The 18,933-nt window shown below is 67.7% G+C and carries 17 protein-coding genes, 1 tRNA gene and 1 pseudogene; 16 read left to right on the top strand and 3 right to left on the bottom strand.

Annotated elements, in window-relative coordinates; translation table 11 throughout:
- Window positions 1-1,164: FCSD flavin-binding domain-containing protein (locus tag AC6EI8_RS14395; protein ID WP_498382232.1), on the top strand; the 1,164-nt coding region annotated here is incomplete at its 5' end.
- 23 nt (window positions 1,165-1,187) lie between these two features.
- Here the strand turns inward: AC6EI8_RS14395 and AC6EI8_RS14400 are convergent.
- Entirely contained in the window at window positions 1,188-2,594 is a 1,407-nt protein-coding gene (locus AC6EI8_RS14400) for a hypothetical protein (RefSeq protein WP_498382233.1), read from the bottom strand.
- Window positions 2,595-2,868: 274 nt separating this feature from the next.
- Between AC6EI8_RS14400 and AC6EI8_RS14405 the strand changes: the two genes are divergently transcribed.
- From AC6EI8_RS14405 to AC6EI8_RS14470, 14 genes are all read left to right on the top strand, one after another.
- The gene (locus tag AC6EI8_RS14405) at window positions 2,869-3,267 is read left to right on the top strand and encodes an ArsR/SmtB family transcription factor (protein ID WP_422647868.1); all 399 of its coding nucleotides are present in this window, start codon (window positions 2,869-2,871) and stop codon (window positions 3,265-3,267) included.
- Window positions 3,268-3,420: 153 nt separating this feature from the next.
- Window positions 3,421-4,845 carry a sulfite dehydrogenase gene (soxC, locus tag AC6EI8_RS14410; RefSeq protein ID WP_498382234.1) on the top strand — a complete coding sequence of 475 codons (1,425 nt, stop codon included), beginning with the start codon at window positions 3,421-3,423 and terminating at the stop codon, window positions 4,843-4,845.
- Window positions 4,829-6,106, top strand: a complete 1,278-nt coding sequence (locus tag AC6EI8_RS14415; protein ID WP_498382235.1) for a c-type cytochrome — start codon at window positions 4,829-4,831, stop codon at window positions 6,104-6,106. Before soxC ends, AC6EI8_RS14415 begins: the two co-directional genes overlap by 17 nt.
- 127 nt (window positions 6,107-6,233) lie before the next feature.
- On the top strand, window positions 6,234-6,563 hold the full coding sequence (locus tag AC6EI8_RS14420) for a c-type cytochrome (RefSeq protein WP_149317535.1): 330 nt from the start codon (window positions 6,234-6,236) through the stop codon (window positions 6,561-6,563).
- Window positions 6,564-6,803: 240 nt separating this feature from the next.
- Entirely contained in the window at window positions 6,804-7,259 is a 456-nt protein-coding gene (gene soxY / locus AC6EI8_RS14425) for a thiosulfate oxidation carrier protein SoxY (protein WP_149317536.1), read from the top strand.
- 92 nt (window positions 7,260-7,351) lie between these two features.
- Window positions 7,352-7,663: a thiosulfate oxidation carrier complex protein SoxZ gene (gene soxZ / locus AC6EI8_RS14430; protein WP_149317537.1), complete on the top strand. Its 312-nt coding sequence runs from the start codon at window positions 7,352-7,354 to the stop codon at window positions 7,661-7,663.
- Window positions 7,664-7,768: 105 nt separating this feature from the next.
- The gene (locus AC6EI8_RS14435; protein WP_498382236.1) at window positions 7,769-8,227 is read left to right on the top strand and encodes a DsrE family protein; all 459 of its coding nucleotides are present in this window, start codon (window positions 7,769-7,771) and stop codon (window positions 8,225-8,227) included.
- Window positions 8,228-8,332: 105 nt separating this feature from the next.
- Complete coding sequence (gene soxA, locus AC6EI8_RS14440) at window positions 8,333-9,166, top strand: sulfur oxidation c-type cytochrome SoxA (RefSeq protein WP_265632962.1); 834 nt, start codon at window positions 8,333-8,335, stop codon at window positions 9,164-9,166.
- 19 nt (window positions 9,167-9,185) lie between these two features.
- The gene (gene soxX, locus AC6EI8_RS14445) at window positions 9,186-9,887 is read left to right on the top strand and encodes a sulfur oxidation c-type cytochrome SoxX (protein WP_226107734.1); all 702 of its coding nucleotides are present in this window, start codon (window positions 9,186-9,188) and stop codon (window positions 9,885-9,887) included.
- Window positions 9,888-9,950: 63 nt separating this feature from the next.
- Entirely contained in the window at window positions 9,951-10,460 is a 510-nt protein-coding gene (locus tag AC6EI8_RS14450) for a TlpA disulfide reductase family protein (protein WP_265633392.1), read from the top strand.
- Between the two features lie 79 nt (window positions 10,461-10,539).
- Window positions 10,540-12,261: a thiosulfohydrolase SoxB gene (soxB, locus tag AC6EI8_RS14455; RefSeq protein WP_498382237.1), complete on the top strand. Its 1,722-nt coding sequence runs from the start codon at window positions 10,540-10,542 to the stop codon at window positions 12,259-12,261.
- A gap of 140 nt (window positions 12,262-12,401) precedes the next feature.
- Window positions 12,402-12,477: transfer RNA gene (locus tag AC6EI8_RS14460), tRNA-Ala, on the top strand.
- A gap of 290 nt (window positions 12,478-12,767) precedes the next feature.
- Window positions 12,768-13,670 (top strand): Abi family protein, encoded by a 903-nt coding sequence (locus tag AC6EI8_RS14465; RefSeq protein WP_498382239.1) that lies wholly within the window; start codon window positions 12,768-12,770, stop codon window positions 13,668-13,670.
- Between the two features lie 48 nt (window positions 13,671-13,718).
- Complete coding sequence (locus AC6EI8_RS14470) at window positions 13,719-13,898, top strand: hypothetical protein (protein WP_023265082.1); 180 nt, start codon at window positions 13,719-13,721, stop codon at window positions 13,896-13,898.
- A 914-nt stretch (window positions 13,899-14,812) separates the two neighbouring features.
- Here the strand turns inward: AC6EI8_RS14470 and AC6EI8_RS14475 are convergent.
- Complete coding sequence (locus AC6EI8_RS14475; protein WP_150081975.1) at window positions 14,813-16,150, bottom strand: MFS transporter; 1,338 nt, start codon at window positions 16,148-16,150, stop codon at window positions 14,813-14,815.
- A gap of 340 nt (window positions 16,151-16,490) precedes the next feature.
- Window positions 16,491-18,098 (bottom strand): annotated as a pseudogene (locus AC6EI8_RS14480) (GMC family oxidoreductase); the annotation flags it as partial.
- A 154-nt stretch (window positions 18,099-18,252) separates the two neighbouring features.
- On the opposite strand from AC6EI8_RS14480, the gene AC6EI8_RS14485 reads away from it, so the two are divergent.
- On the top strand, window positions 18,253-18,933 hold a 681-nt coding region (locus AC6EI8_RS14485; RefSeq protein WP_498382240.1), incomplete at its 3' end, for an IclR family transcriptional regulator.

Raw genomic sequence — 18,933 nt, forward strand, 5'->3', positions numbered from 1 at the left:
GGCGGCGGCTACGGCGGCGCGACCGCCGCGCGCTATCTGCGCGAATGGAGCGACAACACCATCGACGTGACGCTGGTCGAGCCAAATCCGACTTTCATCTCCTGCCCGCTGTCGAACCTGGTGCTCGGCGGCAGCAAGCGGATCGAGGACCTGACGGTGTCCTACGATGCGCTGAGCCGGCGCCACGGTGTCAAGGTCGTGCGCGACACCGTCGCCGCGATCGACCCGTCGAAGCGCCAGGTACGGCTGGCCGGCGGCGGCACGCTGCCGTATGACCGGCTGGTGCTGTCGCCGGGCGTCGACTTCATGCCCAACGACGTGCCTGGCCTGAAGCGGCCCGGCGGCGACCAGATCCTGCACGCATGGAAGGCCGGCCCGCAGACGGTGGCGCTGCGCCGCCAGCTCGAAGCGATGCGCGATGGCGGCACCTATGCGCTGACGGTGCCGCTGGCGCCCTACCGCTGCCCGCCGGGGCCGTACGAGCGCGCCTGCCAGGTGGCGCACTATTTCAGCCAGGCCAAGCCGCGCAGCAAGGTGCTGATCCTCGACGCCAATCCCGACGTGACATCGAAGGCCGCGCTGTTCAAGCAGGTGTGGGCCAGCAAGTACAAGGGCATCGTCGAATACCGGCCGCAATACCGCACCGTCGATATCGATCCCGCCACGCGCACGCTGAAGTTCGAGGTCCAGGACGACGAGCGGGTCGACGTCGCCAACGTGGTGCCGGCCCAGCGCGCCGGCGCGATCGCTGTCAACACCGGACTCGCGACCGCCAATGGCCGCTGGTGCGAGGTCGACTTCCTGACCTTCGAATCGAAGGCCGTGCCGAACATCCACGTGCTCGGCGACGCCATCCAGATCGCGCCGCTGATGCCCAAGTCCGGACACATGGCGAACCAGCACGGCAAGATCGCGGCGGCGGCGATCGTCGCGCTGCTGTCCGGCCGGCAGCCCAATCCCGAGCCGCTGTACAACAACACCTGCTACAGCTTCACTTCCGATCGCGAGGTGATCCACGTCGCCAGCGTGCATCGCTACGACGCACAGAAGAAGACCATGGTGACGGTGCCGGACTCCGGCGGCGTGTCGACGGCGCCCAATACGCTGGAAGCGACCTACGCCTTCGCCTGGGCCAATGCGATCTGGGCGGACGCGCTGGGGTAAGCAATGACTCGGCAAGGCCGGCGTCAGGCCACCGCAAACGACCGTGCCGCTGCCGGGGAACGACGCGGTGCGCTCCCCGCATCGGCCGGAATCTCCTCGCGTGCGCCATAGCGACTGGTCCATGCCCGGCCCCATGTGCCGATGACGGGCGAAATACGGCAGTACTGCGCGACGTAGGTCTTGTTCGGGTGCGTCCGCAGTAGCGGCTGCAGCGGTCTGATGTCGCCGCCGGCCGCCAGGGTGTCCCGCGCCGTCCGGTCGATGGCCGTCGCGATGACCGAGTGGCCCCAGACCAGCTGCAGCGCACTGCGCGACAGTATCGTGCCCGGTTGCGCCTGCTGGTCCACGGCAGTGCCCATCAGGAATGCCGCTACCTTGCGCCCGTTTTCCGGGCTGATGCGCCAGCCGTCGTCGGGCGGATTCATATGGAGCAGGTCCAGCAGGGACAGCCGTATCCGATGGATGGCCGACTTGTCCGACAGCACGAAGTTCATCGCGCGGTGATACGCCCCGAGGCCGCAGGCGACGTGATCGTTCGCCAGGATGGCCGCGTCCTCGCTCGTCGCCACGGTGTCGCGCAGTGCGATCCACAATTGCGGAACGCGGTCGCGGCCCGCGCGATCCCTGGCAAAGGAGCTGTGCCGCCCCTGGATCATGAAGGACAGCACCCGCTTGCGGGCATCGTGGAACGACATGCCGCGGATTTCGTTGGCAAGTGTGTCGGCGATGCACTGGACGGTGGCATCGTCATCGAGCATGCGGCTGAAGCCCGCCACGGCGCTCCCCTGGTGCATCGGATCACCGGTTCCCGCGAGGCAGAGGATGTCCCGGCTGGTGCCGCACAACGCCACGAGCCGCCGAATGGTGCCGGGGTCGCGCCACGCTGCCTCGGCGACGACCGGCACGGAGATCGACAGGGCGATACCCTGCAGCGCCGATTGATCGCCCTTTCTGGCGGCCGTCCGAATTCGCGCCAGTGCCGCCGATGCATTCCTGAAGACCTCCATCGAGGAAGCCATGAACGCAATGTCCTCGCTTGCCTCGGCCCACTTCTGTTGCCCGAGCCAATTCACCGCAGTGTCATAGAGGCCGTCCACGTAGCGGAACGCGTGGAACTGTGTCTCGCTCAGCGATACCTGGCCGTCCAGGCCGATGCCACGAAACACCTTGTCGAACAGCTTCCTGCAGAGGCTGCGCTGCTTCTGCACCGCTTCGTCGAGCTCTGCAATCGCGCGCGTGGGCCGATTGGCACGCGGTGGGGTCAGATAGCGCAGATGGCCCGAATAGGGACCGATCTGCACGGAGCCCGTTGCTTCGAAGTACGGCGCCGTGGAACGCATCGCGCCAGCAGCGTCCCTGGCCGCGGCCGCGCCTTCGGCGGCTGTCATCAGCGCCTTGTGGGAACAGAGGGTAGGAAAGACCGAGGCCATGCTTCGTTGCTCCTTCGTCGTGGTGGAGGGACGCAATGTATGGGCGCGGGCTATCCCGGCTCGATCGTCTAACGGCGCGGACTTTAGCAAGGTTGCGTGGGTGGCTCAGATTCTCACGACCCCGGCCGACGGCGCCCGACATCGCAACGACATGACGCGGAAAATGGCCCCGACATGATGCGATATGGCGAGCGTGGCCCGAGCGCCGCCGTTGCCGGGAGCCGGGGGTAAACGATATATGCGTCCTCACGCATATACGCATATAGTGAATCGCATGAACGAACTGGATCGCGTCTTCGAACAGGTGTCGCACTACTTCGCGCTGCTCGCCGAGCCGACGCGGCTGAAGATCCTGCACGCGCTGTGCGACGGCGAGAAGCCGGTCGGGGCCGTGGTGGAGACCGTCGGCTCGTCGCAGGCCAATGTGTCGCGGCATCTGAACGCGATGTTCCGCTCCGGCGTGCTGGCGCGGCGCAAGGAAGCGAACCTGGTGTACTACGCGATCGCCGACCAGAGCGTGGTGGAGCTGTGCCGGACCGTGTGCGTGCAGGTGGCCGCGCGGATCGAGGACGACGCGCAGCAGGTCGCGATGGTGGACCGCTTCATGCCCACCGAGCCGAAGCGGCGCGGCGCGTCGCCGCGCAAGACGGGCGGAGCCGGCGCGGCGCGCTGACAGCAGCACGAAGCGCGCATCGGTCGCCACCGGCGCGCGCTGAACCAGCAGCACGAAGCGCGCAGCGGTCCTCACCGGCGCGCGCCCCAATACGAACAGGCATGCCGACCGCGCCCGCACGGGAGCGCGGCGAGCGGCCGGAGGAGACCGAACGTGCCGGACCGCAGTCGCCCGGGTCGCATCGAGCCCGCGCCGGAACACTTCGTCAGTGCCGACCTGCAGCAGCAGATCGGGCGCCACGGCATCGACAGCCGCCGGCGCGATCTGCTGCGCGGCAGCTTTCTCGCGGCTGCCGGCGCCACGGCGGCGGGCCTGTTCAAGCCGGCGCGCGCCGCGACCGGCAATGCCGCGGCCTCTACGGCAACCTCTACGGCAACCTCTACGGCAACCTCTACGGCAACCCATACCGCCGCCGACGGCGATCCCGCGATCCTGAAACCCCAACCCTGGGCGACCTCGCTCGGCCAGCCGGTTGCCGCGCGCCCCTACGGCCAGCCCTCCAGCCACGAAACCGCGCTGGTGCGGCGCGAATCGCCGGGCTTGACGCGCGTGTCGGCGGCCTCGGTCAGCTTCGCGCCGCTGCAGGGCCTGTTCGGCATCATCACGCCCAACGGCCTGCATTTCGAGCGGCATCACCAGGGCTGGCACGACATCGACCCGACCCGCCATCGGCTGATGATCAACGGCCTGGTCAAGGCGCCGCGCGTCTATACGATGGACGAGCTGATGCGGCTGCCGTCGGTGTCGCGCATGCACTTCATCGAGTGCGGCGCCAATACCGGCATGGAATGGGGCAATGTCGCGGTGCCGACGGTGCAGTACACCCACGGCATGCTGTCCTGCTGCGAATTCACCGGCGTGCCGCTGCGCGTGCTGCTCGACGACGCCGGCGCCGACCAGCGCCGCGGCCGCTATCTGCTGGCCGAGGGTGGTGACGGTTCGGCGATGACGCGCACCATCCCGATGGAGCTGGCCGACGAGATCATCGTCGCCTGGGGCATGAACGGCGAGATGCTGCGGCCCGAGAACGGCTATCCGCTGCGGCTGGTGGTGCCGGGCGTGCAGGGCGTGTCGTGGGTCAAATGGCTGCGCCGGCTGGAGCTGGGCGACCGGCCGTGGAACACCAAGGACGAGACGCTGCACTACGTCGACATGATGCCGGACGGCATGCTGCGGCAGTACACCTCGATCCAGGAATGCAAGTCCGTGATCACCACGCCGTCGGGCGGCCAACGGCTGACCGGCAAGGGCTTCTACAACGTCAGCGGGTTGGCGTGGTCCGGCCGCGGCAAGGTGCGCCGCGTCGATGTCTCGGTCGACGGCGGGCGCAACTGGCGCACCGCGCGGCTGGAGACGCCGGTGCTGTCCAAATGCCTGACCCGCTTCAATCTCGACTGGGTCTGGGACGGCTCGCCGGCGATCCTGCAGAGCCGCGCGATCGACGAGACCGGCTACGTGCAGCCGACCATCGCGCAACTGCGCGCGGTGCGCGGCACGCGTTCGATCTACCACAACAACGCGATCCAGAGCTGGTTGGTCGCGGCCAGCGGCGAGGTGTCCAATGTCCAGGTGCGATAGCGGCGATGAGGGCGATCGCGGCAAGCGCGGCAATCGCGCCCGCGCCGGCGCCCGCCCGGGCCGGCGCCGTGGCGCCATGCTGGCCGGCCTGCTGATCGGCATCGCGGGCGGGGCGGCCCTGTCGATTCCGGCGGTGCGTGCCGCGCAGGCGGGTTCCAATGCCGCGGTCCAGGACGCGGCGCTTTCCGGGGGCGCCCCGGTCTCCAAGGGCACCCCGGTCTCCAGGGACGCCGCGGTTTCCAGGGACGCCAAGGCCGCCCGCGCCCAGCTCGGCCGCACCGCCACCTCCGCCGAAGTGAAAGCCTGGGACATCGACGTCCGCCCCGACTTCCAGGGCCTGCCGCCCGGGCGCGGCACCGTCGCGCAGGGCCAGACCGTCTGGGACGCGCGCTGCGCCTCCTGCCACGGCGACTTCGGCGAATCGAACGCGGTCTTCACGCCGATCGCCGGCGGCACCACCGCGGCCGATATCGCCAGCGGACGCGTCGCGGCGATGACCGGCTCCCAGCCCTACCGCACCTCGCTGATGAAGCTGAGCACCGTCAGCACGCTGTGGGACTACATCCACCGCGCGATGCCGTGGGACGCGCCAAAGAGCCTGACCGTCGACGAGGTCTACGCGGTGACCGCCTACATCCTGAACCTGGGCGACATCGTGCCGGCCGACTTCACGCTGTCGGACGCCAATATCGGCGAGGTCCAGCGCAAGCTGCCGAACCGCAACGGCATGACCACCGAGCACGGCCTGTGGCCGGGCCGCGGCAAGCCGGACACGCGCAATACCGCCTGCATGACCAATTGCGCCGGCAAGGTCGAGGTCAGTTCGCTGATCCCGGAATACGCGCGCGGCACGCATGGGGACCTGGCGGCGCAGCAGCGCGGCTTCGGCCCGGTGCGTGGCGTCGCGACCGGGTCGCCGGAGGACGAGGCGAAGGACAAGCCGGAGGGCAAGGCCGCGGCCGCGACTGTAGGCAACGCGGCGGCCAACCCGGCGGGCACCGCCGCGGCCCAGCCCCTCGGCGCCAGGCTGACCGGCCAGTACCAATGCCTGGCCTGCCACGCGCAGGACCGCAAGCTGCTCGGACCGTCGTTCCACGAGATCGCCCAGCGTTACAAGGGCAAGGACGCGCACGGTCCGCTGGCGCAGAAAATCCGCAGCGGCGGGCAGGGCGCGTGGGGGCCAGTGCCGATGCCGCCGCAACCGCAGGTTCCAGAATCGGATATTCAAGCCATGGTGAAGTGGATACTTGAGGCAAAATAGCGTATTGGGCCGCCTGGCGCCCCCATCGAAGGGGCCGGGCCGGACCAATACGCCGCCGTGCCGGGCAGATTCGCTGCCACACGGCCGTGCCGTCCCCACGGCTCATTCCAGTTCGGAGAGGAGAACAATGAAGCAGTTCGTGATTGCAGCCATGATGCTGGCCGGTGCGGCCTCCGCCCACGCCGCCGTCGACGCGGCCAAGGCCCAGGAGATCGCCACCAAGAACGCCTGCATGGGCTGCCACCAGGTGGACAAGAAGCTGGTCGGGCCGGCCTACAAGGAAGTCGCCGCCAAGTACAAGGGCGACAAGACCGCCATGGCGAAGCTGACCGACAAGGTCAAGAAGGGCGGTTCGGGCGTCTGGGGCCCGGTGCCGATGCCGGCCAACCCGAATATCAGCGATGCCGATGTGAAGACCGTGCTGGAGTGGATCCTGGCGGGCGCACCGGCCAAGTAATGCCTGGTGACGGGCCGTCGTATCGGCGGCAATCGTGATTGCGCCGATACGCCGGCCACTGCAAGAGAGCAACAGCAGTCATTGCAGCAACAACAGCAACACCGGCAGTAAGCGGACGGTCCCGGCGCCTCGCGTCAGGGGCCGCTCACCGGGCGGCGATGCACCGCCCGCGCCAGGCCGGCCGGCCTGGCGACCAAAACGAATACCGCGGGGCGGGTAGAAGCAGGAGTGCAGGACACCATGAACATCACAAGACGAGAGATGCTGCGCGTCAGCGCCGTCGTGTCGCTGATGGCGGCCGCCGGCCTGATCGGCGAGGCGCAGGCGGCCGAATGGAACAAGGCGGCCTTCGAGGGCAAGAGCGTCAACGACGTCATCAAGGCCCTGGGCGGCGGTGCGCCCGAGAAGAGCGGCTCGATCGCCTTCAACGCGCCCGATATCGCCGAGAACGGCGCGGTGGTGCCGGTGGCGGTCACCAGCAATCTGCCCGACACCGAGCAGATCGCGATCCTGGTCGAGAAGAATCCCAATACGCTGGCCGCGGACTTCGTGATCCCGGCCGGCACCGAACCGTTCGTCTCCACGCGCGTGAAGATGGGCCAGACCTCCGTGGTGCACGCGGCCGTCAAGGCCGGCGGCAAGTGGTATGTCGCCTCCAAGGAGATCAAGGTGACGCTGGGCGGCTGCGGCGGCTGACAAGCCGATCGCAGGCACAGGCGCCGTGCTGACCGCCGCGGCGTCCCGCTTTCCCAGACTGCCCATCGCAACCATCGCAACAGGAGAACGTCATGGCAGACCCGATGCGCGTACGCGCCACCGAGAACGGCGGCGTGGTCGACGTCAAGATTCTGATGAAACACGATATGGAAACCGGCCAGCGCAAGGACGCGTCCGGCAAGACCATCCCGGCCTGGCACATCCAGACCGTGATCGCCCAGTGCAAGGGCAAGGAGGTCTTCCACGCCAACTTCGGCCCGGCGGTGTCCAAGGACCCGTTCCTGAACTTCAAGTTCAAGGGCGGCGCCAAGGGCGACAAGGTCACGGTGACCTGGGTCGACAATCGCGGCGACAAGCGGACCGACGAGGCCACCATCTCGTGATGCCGGCGCGGACGGCAGGTTGCCGGCCGCTCTGGTAAGGTGCCCCTTCGGTAGCCGGGTCGGCGGCCGCGCACGAGGCGCGGCGGACGCGGCGGAAGGAAGATCATGCGTCGAGCATTCTTTGCAAAGGCGGCCGCCGCGCTGGCGGCGGTCGGACTCGGTAGCCGGGCCGCGGCCCAGACGGCGGGCGCGCCGCGGAGCGGGGGCGGACGCCACCGGGTGGTGTACCAGCTGTCGGAAGGCAACGACCAGGCGGTGCGCGCGATCGGGAATCTGCGCAACCATCTGGCCGGCGCGCCCAATACCAGGATCGTCGTGGTCGCGCTCGGCTACGGCGTGGATTTCCTGGTCGAGGGCGCCCGCGACGCGCGCGGCAACACCTTCGACGCCGCGGTGGGCGCGCTGGCCGGCATGGGCGTCGAGTTCCGCGTCTGCCGCAACACGCTGACCGCGCGCCAGATTCCCGAGAACAAGCTGCTGCTCGAAGCCAAGGTGGTCCAGGCCGGCGTGGTCGAGATCGCGCGGCTGCAGCAGGACGAAGGCTACGCCTATATCAAGCCGTAGCGTGATGCGCGGCACGACCCGCGCAGGAAAGAGCCGCGCATGGAACGATTCGCGCATAGAACAACAGCGGCCCGCCTGGTCGGCGAGACCGAGAGGAGAAACCCCATGAGACCGAACCGACGCCGTCCTCGCTGGGCCGCGCTGGCGGCCGCCGGCGCCGTCGCGCTGACGGGCGCGATGGCCGTGCAGGCGCAGGGCGAAAGCAATACCACCGACGAAATCGCCAAGTACCGGCAGATGCTGGCCGAGGGCAATCCCGCCGAGCTGTGGGAAGCCGCCGGCGAGGAACTGTGGAAGAAGCCCGCCGGGCCGAAGAACGTATCGCTCGAGCGCTGCGACCTGGGCAAGGGCCCGGGCGTGACCAAGGGCGCCTACGCCGAGCTGCCGCGCTATTTCGCCGACGCCGGCAAGGTGATGGACCTGGAGCAGCGGCTGGTGTGGTGCCGCACGACGCTGCAGGGGCTGACCGAGCAGCAGGCCAAGGCGACGCCGTTCTCGTCCTCGGGCAAGCGTTCCGACATCGAGCGGCTGGTGGCCTTCGTCACCGGCGAGTCGCGCGGCGTCAAGATGAACGTCAAGCTGGACCATCCGGAAGAGAAGCAGGTCTACGCGCTCGGCCAGAAGATGTTCTATTACCGTGGCGGCGCCTACGACTTCGCCTGCGCGACCTGCCATGCGGTCGACGGCCAGCGCATCCGCCTGCAGGACCTGCCCAATCTGCTGACCGACAAGGGCGCCCAGGCGGCCTACACCACCTGGCCGGCGTACCGCGTCTCGCAGGGCGAGGTTCGCACGATGCAGCACCGGCTCTACGACTGCCTGCGCCAGCAGCGCTTCCCCGAGCCCGCCTACGGCTCCGATGTGATCACCGCGCTCACGATGTTCCTGGCGCGCAATGCCAACGGCGGCACCTACGACGGCCCGGGCCTGAAGCGCTGAACCAGGGGGAGAGCACGACATGATCCAGACAGAACAATCGCGCCTGCGCCTGCGCGCGGCAGCCGTGGCGGTGTGCGGCGCCCTGGCGATGCTGGCGGCGCCGGCGATGGCGCAGGACGGCGCGGCATCGAAGGGCAAGGCCTCGCCGAAGGCCGCGGCCACACTCCCGCCGGTTTCCGACGGCGACATGAAACGCCTGATCGCCAACTCGTTCACCTCGAAGGGCCCGGCCACGCTGCAGGGCGTGCTCGAGCGCGACGAGATGCAGCAGCTGTGCAGCGACTATCCCGACCGCACCAAGGTGCCGGCCGCGGTGGCCAAGAAGGTCGAGGCCGCCGAACAGCAGAAGATCCGCTATCCGGCCGACAACCGCTGGCTCGGCGACTGGAAGGAAGGCGAGAAGGTGGCCCAGCTCGGCCGCGGCATGCAGTTCTCCGACCCGCCCGGCGGCGTCAACGGCGGCAACTGCTATGCCTGCCACCAGATGACCAAGGCCGAGATCTCCTTCGGCAACATCGGCCCGTCGCTGTATCAGTACGGCAAGCTGCGCGGCAACTCGGAAGCGGTGCTCAAGTACACCTGGGGCAAGATCTGGGACTCGAACGCCTTCGCCGCGTGCTCGAACATGCCGCGCTTTGGCCATAAGGGCATCCTGACCGAGCAGCAGATCCGCGACGTGATGGCGCTGCTGCTGGACCCGGCCTCGCCGGTCAACCAGTAAGAGGGCGGGATGCGGGCCGCGGCGGTGGTGACGGTCGGCTGGAGGCAGGGGCCGCATCGCGCGATGCGCGCCGCGGCGTCGGGCATCGTCGCGGCCATCGCGTCCACCGTGGCGCTGGCGTTGGCGTTGGCATTTCCCGCGCCGGCCGCCGCCCTCGAAGTCGGCGACACCGTGCGCCTGCCCGCGGTCCAGCTGCTCGACGGCCGCACCGTGCCGCCCGAGCACTGGGCCGGCAAGCCGCTGGTGGTGCAGATCTGGGCCTCGTGGTGCCCGTTCTGCGCGCTGCAGAACCCGCGCCTGCAGAAGCTCTACGACAGCACGCGCGGCACGCCGCTGCAGGTGCTGACCATCAGCATCGACAAGGACCAGAAGGACGCCGTCGGCTATCTGCGCCAGCGCGGCTATACCTTCCCCGCGGCGATGGACACGCCGGCGCTGCGCGCCGCGATCGGTCCGCGCAAGGGCCTGCCCGAGCTGTACGTGATCGACGCCAGGGGCAAGGTCGTACAGAAGGAAGTCGGCGAGATGCTGGAGGAGGAAGTCGCCGCGCTGGCCAAGTACGCCAGGCCCTAGCGCGGCGGCAAAGCGGCCCGTCCCGGTCCTGCACCGATCCTGCCCGGACCGCGCGGCCGCCATCGAGAGGAAGACGACAATGAACCGACGCGAGTTCCTGCAGGTGCTGGCCATCGCCAGCGCCGCGGGCATGGCTTTCCCCACGCGCGACGCGCAGGCGGCCCAGGCCGCCGCCAGGCTGTACGACGTGCCGCGCTTCGGCAACGTGCACCTGCTGCATTTCACCGACTGCCATGCGCAACTGCTGCCGGTCCATTTCCGCGAGCCCAGCGTCAACCTGGGCATCGGCGACTATGCCGGCAAGCCGCCGCACCTGGTCGGCCAGGCCCTGCTGAAGCATTACCGGATCGCGCCAGGCAGCGCCGAGGCGCACGCCTTCACCTATCTCGATTTCACCGAGGCCGCGCGCCGCTACGGCAAGGTCGGCGGCTTCGCCCATCTGGCCACGCTGGTCAAGCAGCTGAAGGCCAGCCGCCCCGGCGCGCTGCTGCTCGACGGCGGCGACACCTGGCAGGGCTCGGCGACCGCGCTGTGGACGCGCGGCCAGGACATGGTCGATGCCGCGCTCGCGCTCGGCGTCGACGCGATGACGCCGCACTGGGAAATGACCCTCGGCGCCGAACGCGTGCGCGAGGTGGTCGACCGCGACTTCAAGGGCAAGGTCGCCTTCCTGGCGCAGAACGTCAAGACGAAGGACTTCGAGGACCCGGTCTTCGAGGCCTACACGCTGCGCGAGATGAATGGCGTGCCGGTCGCCATCATCGGCCAGGCCTTCCCCTATACGCCCATCGCCAACCCCGGCTACCTGGTGCCCGACTGGACCTTCGGCATCCAGGAAGAGAACCTGCAGCGCATCATCGACGAGGCCCGCGCCAAGGGCGCGCAGGCGGTGGTGCTGCTGTCGCACAACGGCATGGACGTCGACCTGAAGCTCGCCTCGCGCGTGCGCGGACTCGACGCCATCCTCGGCGGCCATACCCATGACGGCGTGCCGGCCCCGGTGCGCGTGCGCAACGCGGGCGGTACCACGCTTGTCACCAACGCCGGCTCGAACGGCAAGTTCCTCGGCGTGCTCGACTTCCACGTGCGCGGCGGCAAGGTCGCCGACTTCCGCTACCGGTTGCTGCCTGTGTTCGCCGACTACCTGCCCGCCGATCCGGCGATGGACGCGCTGATCCGCAAGGTCCGCGCGCCCTACGAGCAAAAGTTGGGCGAGGTGCTGGCGGTCAACAAGGAACTGCTCTACCGCCGCGGCAACTTCAACGGCACCTTCGACCAGCTGATCCTGGACGGGCTGATGGACGTGCAGGGCGCCGAGATCGCGTTCTCGCCCGGCTTCCGCTGGGGCACCACGCTGCTGCCCGGCGAGGGCATCACGATGGAAAAGCTGATGGACCAGACCGCGATCACCTACCCGTACACCACGGTGACGCAGATGAGCGGCGAGACCATCAAGACCGTGCTCGAGGACGTGGCCGACAACCTGTTCAACCCCGACCCCTACTACCAGCAGGGCGGCGACATGGTCCGCGTCGGCGGCCTGCAGTACACGATCGACCCGGCCGCGCCGATGGGCAAGCGGATCACCGAGATGCGCCTGAAGGGCAAGCCGATCGAGGCCGGCAAGACCTACAAGGTCGCCGGCTGGGCCCCGGTCGCCGAGGAAGCCCGCCACAACGGCGGCCCGCCGATCTGGGACCTGATGGCCGGCTGGCTGCGCCAGCGCAAGGAAGTGGCCGCGGCGCCGCTGAACCTGCCGTCGGTCAAGGGAATGGGCGGAAACCCGGGCATGGCGGCTTGAGCTGGCGTGAGGTGGCTTGAGGGCCTTGAGGCGGCTAGAGGCGGCTAGAGGCGGCGTCATGGCTGGGTCGACGGCGGTCACGCCAACCCGCCACGACGGCTTGAATTCGCCGCAAAGCTCGCGCTATAATCGCCCGCTACGGGCCGATAGCTCAGCTGGGAGAGCGCTGCGTTCGCAATGCAGAGGTCGGGAGTTCGATCCTCCTTCGGTCCACCAAGATTCAAAGGCCAGAGCGTGCGCTCTGGCCTTTTGCTTTTTGGGGCCTTTTGGGGCCGCCAGAACGCCGAATGCAAGAACCGACAGCTTGCTGCAGCGTTGAAGTCGACGCTGTGCAGCAGGCATGCTGATATGCGTTCCATGAAGCGAACCTCTTGCACCGGGCTCCGGCCCGCCCCTATACTACGCGGCAACAAAACCCGCCAAGGCTATGCGCGCGAGCGTACCCTCAAACCGGCGGGTTACTTTTTTGTGCGGCAGAGTCTGGCCAGGGCTGCATCGGAACAACGATGAAAATCCCCTTTGGCAAGCCGGCTACGACTCACGCGCAGCAGGTGGCCTTGCTGCAACGGCGGGGCATGATGATCGACGATCCGGCGGAAGCAGAAGCCTGCCTGCGACATCTGAATTATTACCACCTCGCGGCGTACTGGCTGCCATTCGAACAGGACCACACCAACCATATTTTCAGGCCCGGCAGCTGCTTTGCTGACGTGATGAATCTCTACGCATTCGATCGCGCCTTGCGGCTGCATGTCCTCGATGCCATCGAACGCCTGGAGGTTTCCATGCGCAGTCAGTGGGCCTATCAATTGGCTCACCGATACGGGCCTCACGCCCATCTCGATGTCGCATTGGCGTTCAAGCCCCACCTATGGCGACTGAACCTCGATAAGCTTGCCGAAGAAGTAGGCCGGTCCGACGAAATGTTCATCAAACATTTGAAAGCGACTTACGCAGAGCCCTTGCCCCCAGTGTGGGCGGTCTGTGAGGTAATGACGCTCGGACTGCTTTCTCGCTGGTACAACAACCTCAAACCGATGCCGGCCCGCCGGGCCATTGCGATGGAATATGGGGTGGACGAGAAGGTATGGGAATCGTGGCTGCGTCACCTTTCATTGGTACGCAACACCTGCGCGCATCACTGCCGGCTCTGGAACCGGGAGTTCACGATTACCCCGGTTTTGCCTCGGAACAAGCCCGCTGCGCTGCGCGATGGATTCCAGCATGGCTCCCGCAAGCTCTACAACTCCCTTGTCATCCTGACGCACTGTATGCGGCGGATTTCGCCCAAGCAAAGCTGGTGTGCCGATCTCAAGAAGCTGATTACCCAATATGCCGTTCCGGTACAGGCAATGGGCTTTCCGCACGGCTGGGAACGCATGGAAATCTGGCGTGAAATAACAGCTTGAGGTCGAACGAGTCGGACCTACTATACTTTCCCCATTGGAGGACAAGCGATGAAAGCCACTGTCAGGACCACGGTCAAGCTGATCCGCAACGATCCGGAGAGCGACAAGGCGCTGCGCGAGTTCATTGCCACCGGGAAGCTGAACTCCACCAGGACGTTCAAGATCCGGGACGCCGCCAAGGGCGTTGAGCGCGAGGTCAAGCTGAAGCTGATTCCCGCCCAGGGCTGACCTTGAACATCGCGCTGCCCGCGATCCTGCTGTTTTTCCTGGTCGCGCCGGGCTTCCTTTACCACCACTACAGCCAGGCCAGAGAGGCGCGCGAAGCCGATATGACGCCCTTCGGGGCGACGGCGATCAAATCCATCGTGCTGGCGCTGATCGTCGATGCCGTGGTCGGCCTCGCCGCCACCGAGTATTTCGGCTACCAGCTCTATCTTGGCGACGCGCTGCGCATGCTGTCCGGCGGTGCCGCGGCGGCCAGCGTTCCGCCGCACCGCTATGAATGGCTGAACGAACACCCCTGGCCGGTGTTCGGTTTCTTCGCGGGGACGTTCGGCCTCGCCTTCGCGCTGGCCATGCTGCGCCGCTGGCTGGTCAGCCGGTTCCATCTGGACCACCCGAACAGCTGGGCGAGCGGCTTTTTCCGGCAGCAGGCGCCCTGGTATTACCTATTCAGCGGTATCGACTCAGGCATCAGCGACGGCGCCATGGTGGTGGTCAGCGCCGTGGTGCCGATGAAGGACCAGTCCTATCTCTACACCGGCCTGCTGGAGGACTTCGAGTTCAAGAGCGACGGGGAGCTGGAGCGCATCATCCTGTCGGCCGCGTCCCGGCGCAAATTGACCGACGACCGTGGGCGCGGCCTGGAGGAGCACGGGCGCTTCTACCCGATCGAGGGCAATCGGCTGGTGATCCGCTCCAGCGAGTGGACGACCTTGAACGTCAAGTTCCTGGTCGAAGAAAAGGCCGAAGCTGCGGCTCCGGCCCTCGCGGACGATTGGCGCATCTGCCTGGCCGAAGCCTCGGCTCCGGCTCTCGCGGACGATCAGCGCATCTGCCTGGCCGAAGCTGCGGCTCCGGCCCTCACGGACGATTGGCGCATCTGCCTGGCCGAAGCTTCGGCTTTCGTCCCTCGCGAACGATCAGCGCATCTGCCTGGCCGAAGCCGCCACGACCGGCCCCGCCTCCCGCGCCTCTCCCGACCCCGACGACCGTCCGATCAACGCCGCCGACACCGCCGATACCAAGCCGGCAAACATCACGTACGCACAGATCTGCCACGGCTTGCCCTCGCCCGACTTCAGCAGCGCGGTGGCGATGATCGGCGTGATCCCCGACGCGAAGATCCCCGAGAACTGGTAGACGAAGGAGATGCCGGTATAGCGGACCTTGGCATCGAACAGTTCGCAGAACAGCGCCGCCTCCGGCCCGTAGACCGCGGCATAGAAGATGCCGAACGGCACGATGATGGCCAGCCACAGCAGCATCACGTTGCCGCCGCCGTTGAGCATCAGCCAGAACGCGGGGAAGGCCGAGCACGCGGTAATCAGCGATCCCCAGAAGTAGACGCGGGTGCGGCCGATGCGGTCCGACAGGTGGCCGAAGAACGGGATGAAGAAACACATCACGATGGCGGCGGCCATCACGCCGGTCAGCGCCTCGGTGCGGCTGATCTTCACCGTCTGGGTCAGATAGCTGATCGAGAACACGCCGAAGACATTGAAGAAGACGCCGTCGATATAGCGCGCGCCCATGCCCTTGAGGATGTTGCCGGGGTAGCGCCGCATCATGTCGACAAAGGGAATGCGCGTCTCCGCGTTGCGCTGCTTGACCGCGGTGAACTCGGGCGTTTCCTTGATCGACAGCCGGATATACATGCCGACGAAGACCATGCCGGCGGACACCAGGAAGGCCACGCGCCAGCCCCAGCTGAGGAACTGCTCGTCCGTCAGCGTCAGCGACAGCAGCGCCACCACGCCGGAGGCCAGGCACAGGCCGATCGACAGCCCGATCTGGGGCAGCGAGGCATAGAAGCCCTTGCGGCCCGGCGGCGCGTATTCGTAGGCCATCAGCACCGCGCCGCCCCATTCGCCGCCGAGCCCGATGCCCTGCAGCACGCGCAGCAACAGCAGCAGGATCGGCGCCCACAGGCCGATGCTGTCGTAGGTGGGCACCAGTCCGATCAGGAAGGTCGAGATGCCCATGATCATCAGCGTGATCACCAGCATGCTCTTGCGGCCGACGCGGTCGCCGAAGTGGCCGAAGATGACGCCGCCGAGCGGCCGCGTGACGAAGCCCACCGCGAAGGTGGTGTAGGCCAGCATGGTGGCCACCACCGGATCGCCGGCCGGGAAATACAGCTTGTTGAACACGATGCCGGCGACGACGCCGTACAGGAAGAAGTCGTACCACTCGATGGTGGCGCCGATCACCGATGCCATCGCGACCTTGCGTACCGCCTGCTCGTTGGGGCTTGCCATGCTTGTCTCCTTTGGATTGACGGCGCCCTTGGTGGGATGAGTATGCGGGCGCGCGCGCTGCTGGGCTCGGCCGTGGGTGGCGCAGCGAACCGAGCCCGGGTTCGCTGCCGCTATGCGTTGGCGGGGCGATGGCGGGCCGGGGTCAGACCGGCTCGGTGATGCCGCGCTCGGGTTGGTGAGGGGCCTGGTGCCGGGCCTGGTGCTCGCCTTGGCCCTCGGTATCGCGCTCGGTTTGGTGCTCGGTCTCGCGTGCGGTTTGTCGCTCGGTCTCGCGCTCGGTCTCGCGTTCATCCTGAACCGGCCCTACCGCCCCCGCGCCGACGATCTCGCCGACCGTCTCCGCGCGCGCATCCTCGCGAATGAAGTCCGCTGCGCGCTCGGCCATCATCACGACCGGCACATTGGTATTGCCCGACACCAGCGTCGGCATCACCGAGCAATCGACCACGCGCAGGCCCGCCACGCCATGCACGCGCAGCCGCTCGTCGACCACCGCGAACGGATCGCTGGCCGGCCCCATCTTGGCGGTGCCCGACGGATGGAAGATGGTGGCGCCGTATTCGCGGCAGAAATGCAGGATCTCGTCGTCCGACTGCACCGCGTCGCCGGGCCGGAACTCGGCCTGCATCAGCGAGCGCATCGGCTCGGTCTGTGCCACGCGGCGGGCGAAGCGGACCGAGGCGATCGCGCTGCGCCGGTCCAGCTCGGCCGAGAGATAGTTCGGCTGCATCGACGGCGGCGTGAACGGATCGGTCGAGCGGATCCGCACCGTGCCGCGCGACTCCGGCCGCAGCTGGCAGACCGAATACGTGCAGCCCGAGAACGGATGGACCTGGCCGCCCGCCATGTCGGCCGACAACGTGGCGAAGTGAAACTGCGTATCGGGCGTCGCGCTCTCCTGCGGCAGCACGCGGCAGAACATCGCGCCCTGGTTGATGCCGATCGCCAGCGGTCCCTGCCGCCACAGCAGCCATTCCAGCCCCATGCGGGCCTTGCCGAACAGCGAGCGCAACTGGTCGTTGGTGGTGATCGGCCGCGCCACCTGGTAGATCAGCCGGATCTGCAGATGGTCCTGCAGGTTCTCGCCAACGCCGGGCAGCGCGTACACCACCGGCACACCGAACTCGCGCAGCAGGCTCGCCGGTCCGATCCCGGACAGCTGCAGCAGCTGCGGCGACTGCAGCGCGCCGGCGCACAGCAGCACTTCGCGGCGCGCGCGCAGCACGTGCTGGCGGCCGTTCTGCATATAGCGCACGCCCACCGCGCGCCGCCCTTCGAACAGGATCGCGGTCGTATGCGCGCCGGTCTCGATGCGCAGATTGGGACGCGACTGCGCCGGCCGCAGATAGGCCACCGCGGTCGAGCAGCGCCAGCCCTTGCGCGTGGTCAGCTGGTAGTAGCCGACGCCTTCCTGGTCGCCGGTATTGAAATCGGCCTTGCGCGGCAGGCCGAGCGCTTCGCCGGCCTCGATGAAGGCATCGACCAACGGATGACGCCGATCGATCGAGGTCGCGTTCAGCGGTCCATCGGTGCCGCGCGTCGGGCCGGGGCCGAGGTCGTTGTTCTCGAGCTTGCGGAAGTAGGGCAGGCAGTCGTCCCAGCTCCAGCCGCGATTGCCGAGCGCGGCCCAGTGGTCGTAGTCCTCGCGCTGCCCGCGCACGTAGATCAGGCCGTTGATGGCGCTGCTGCCGCCCAGCGTGCGGCCGCGCGGCCAGTAGATGCGCCGGTTCAGCATGTTGGGGTCGGGGTCGGTATGGAAGCCCCAGTTGACCTCCTTGTGAAACATCGTCTTGCCGTAGCCGATGGGGATATGGATCCACGGATAGCGGTCCGGCGGTCCGGCCTCGAGCAGGCACACCGCGTGGCGGCCGTCCTCGCTGAGCCGGTTGGCCAGCACGCAGCCGGCCGAGCCGGCGCCCACCACGATGTAGTCAACGGTTTGCGACATCGTCGCTGTCTCCTGATCGGGTGTTGCGGGCAGGGTTTGTCCGGGGCGCATTGGCCGCGGGTCCTGTCAGCAACGTTCTTATAATGGAACGACTTGTCCCGATTTTATTTGCCGACCCGGGAATGAAAAGGTAATACGCGTGGAGGCGCGGAAAGTGAAACAGAACGTGCAAATTCCGTTTCAGAATCGCAGTGCAGCAGAGAGTCCGGCAGACCCGCGTGTGACCGACGAGGACGCGCGCAGCCTGCGCGTGCTGATGGTGCTCGATGCGCTCGCCCGCGCCCAGCATCCGCAGACCCTCGCGCAACTGTCGCAGCGCCTGCACGTGCCGAAGACCACGCTGATGCGCCTGCTGGCGGCGATGGAGAGCGCCGGGTTCGTACTGCAGATGCCGGCCGAACGCGGCTTCGTGCCGGGACCGCGGGCGGCGGGGCTGGCGCTGCAGACGTTGCGCAGTCCGCCGGTGCTGCGCGAATGCCGCGCAATCCTGGGCCGGCTGGTGGCGGCCCTGGGCGAGACCTGCAATCTGACCGCGCTGGACGGCGATCGCGTGCTCTACGTCGAACGCGTCGAAACGCACGAGCCGCTGCGGCTGCAACTGTCGCCGGGCATCCATGTGCCGCTGCATTGCACCGCCAGCGGCAAGCTGTTCCTGTCGGCGATGAGCCGGCTGGAGCGGCAGCAGACGCTGCAGCGTCTGGTGCTGACGCGCAATACGCCGCGCACGCTGGCTGACCTGTCGCTGCTGGAGGCCGAGCTCGATCGGCTCGGCGCGCGCGGCATCGGTGTCGACAACGAGGAATTCGTGCGCGGCATGACCGCGGTGGCGGTGCCG

The organism is Cupriavidus sp. R6-3 (assembly GCF_059772245.1).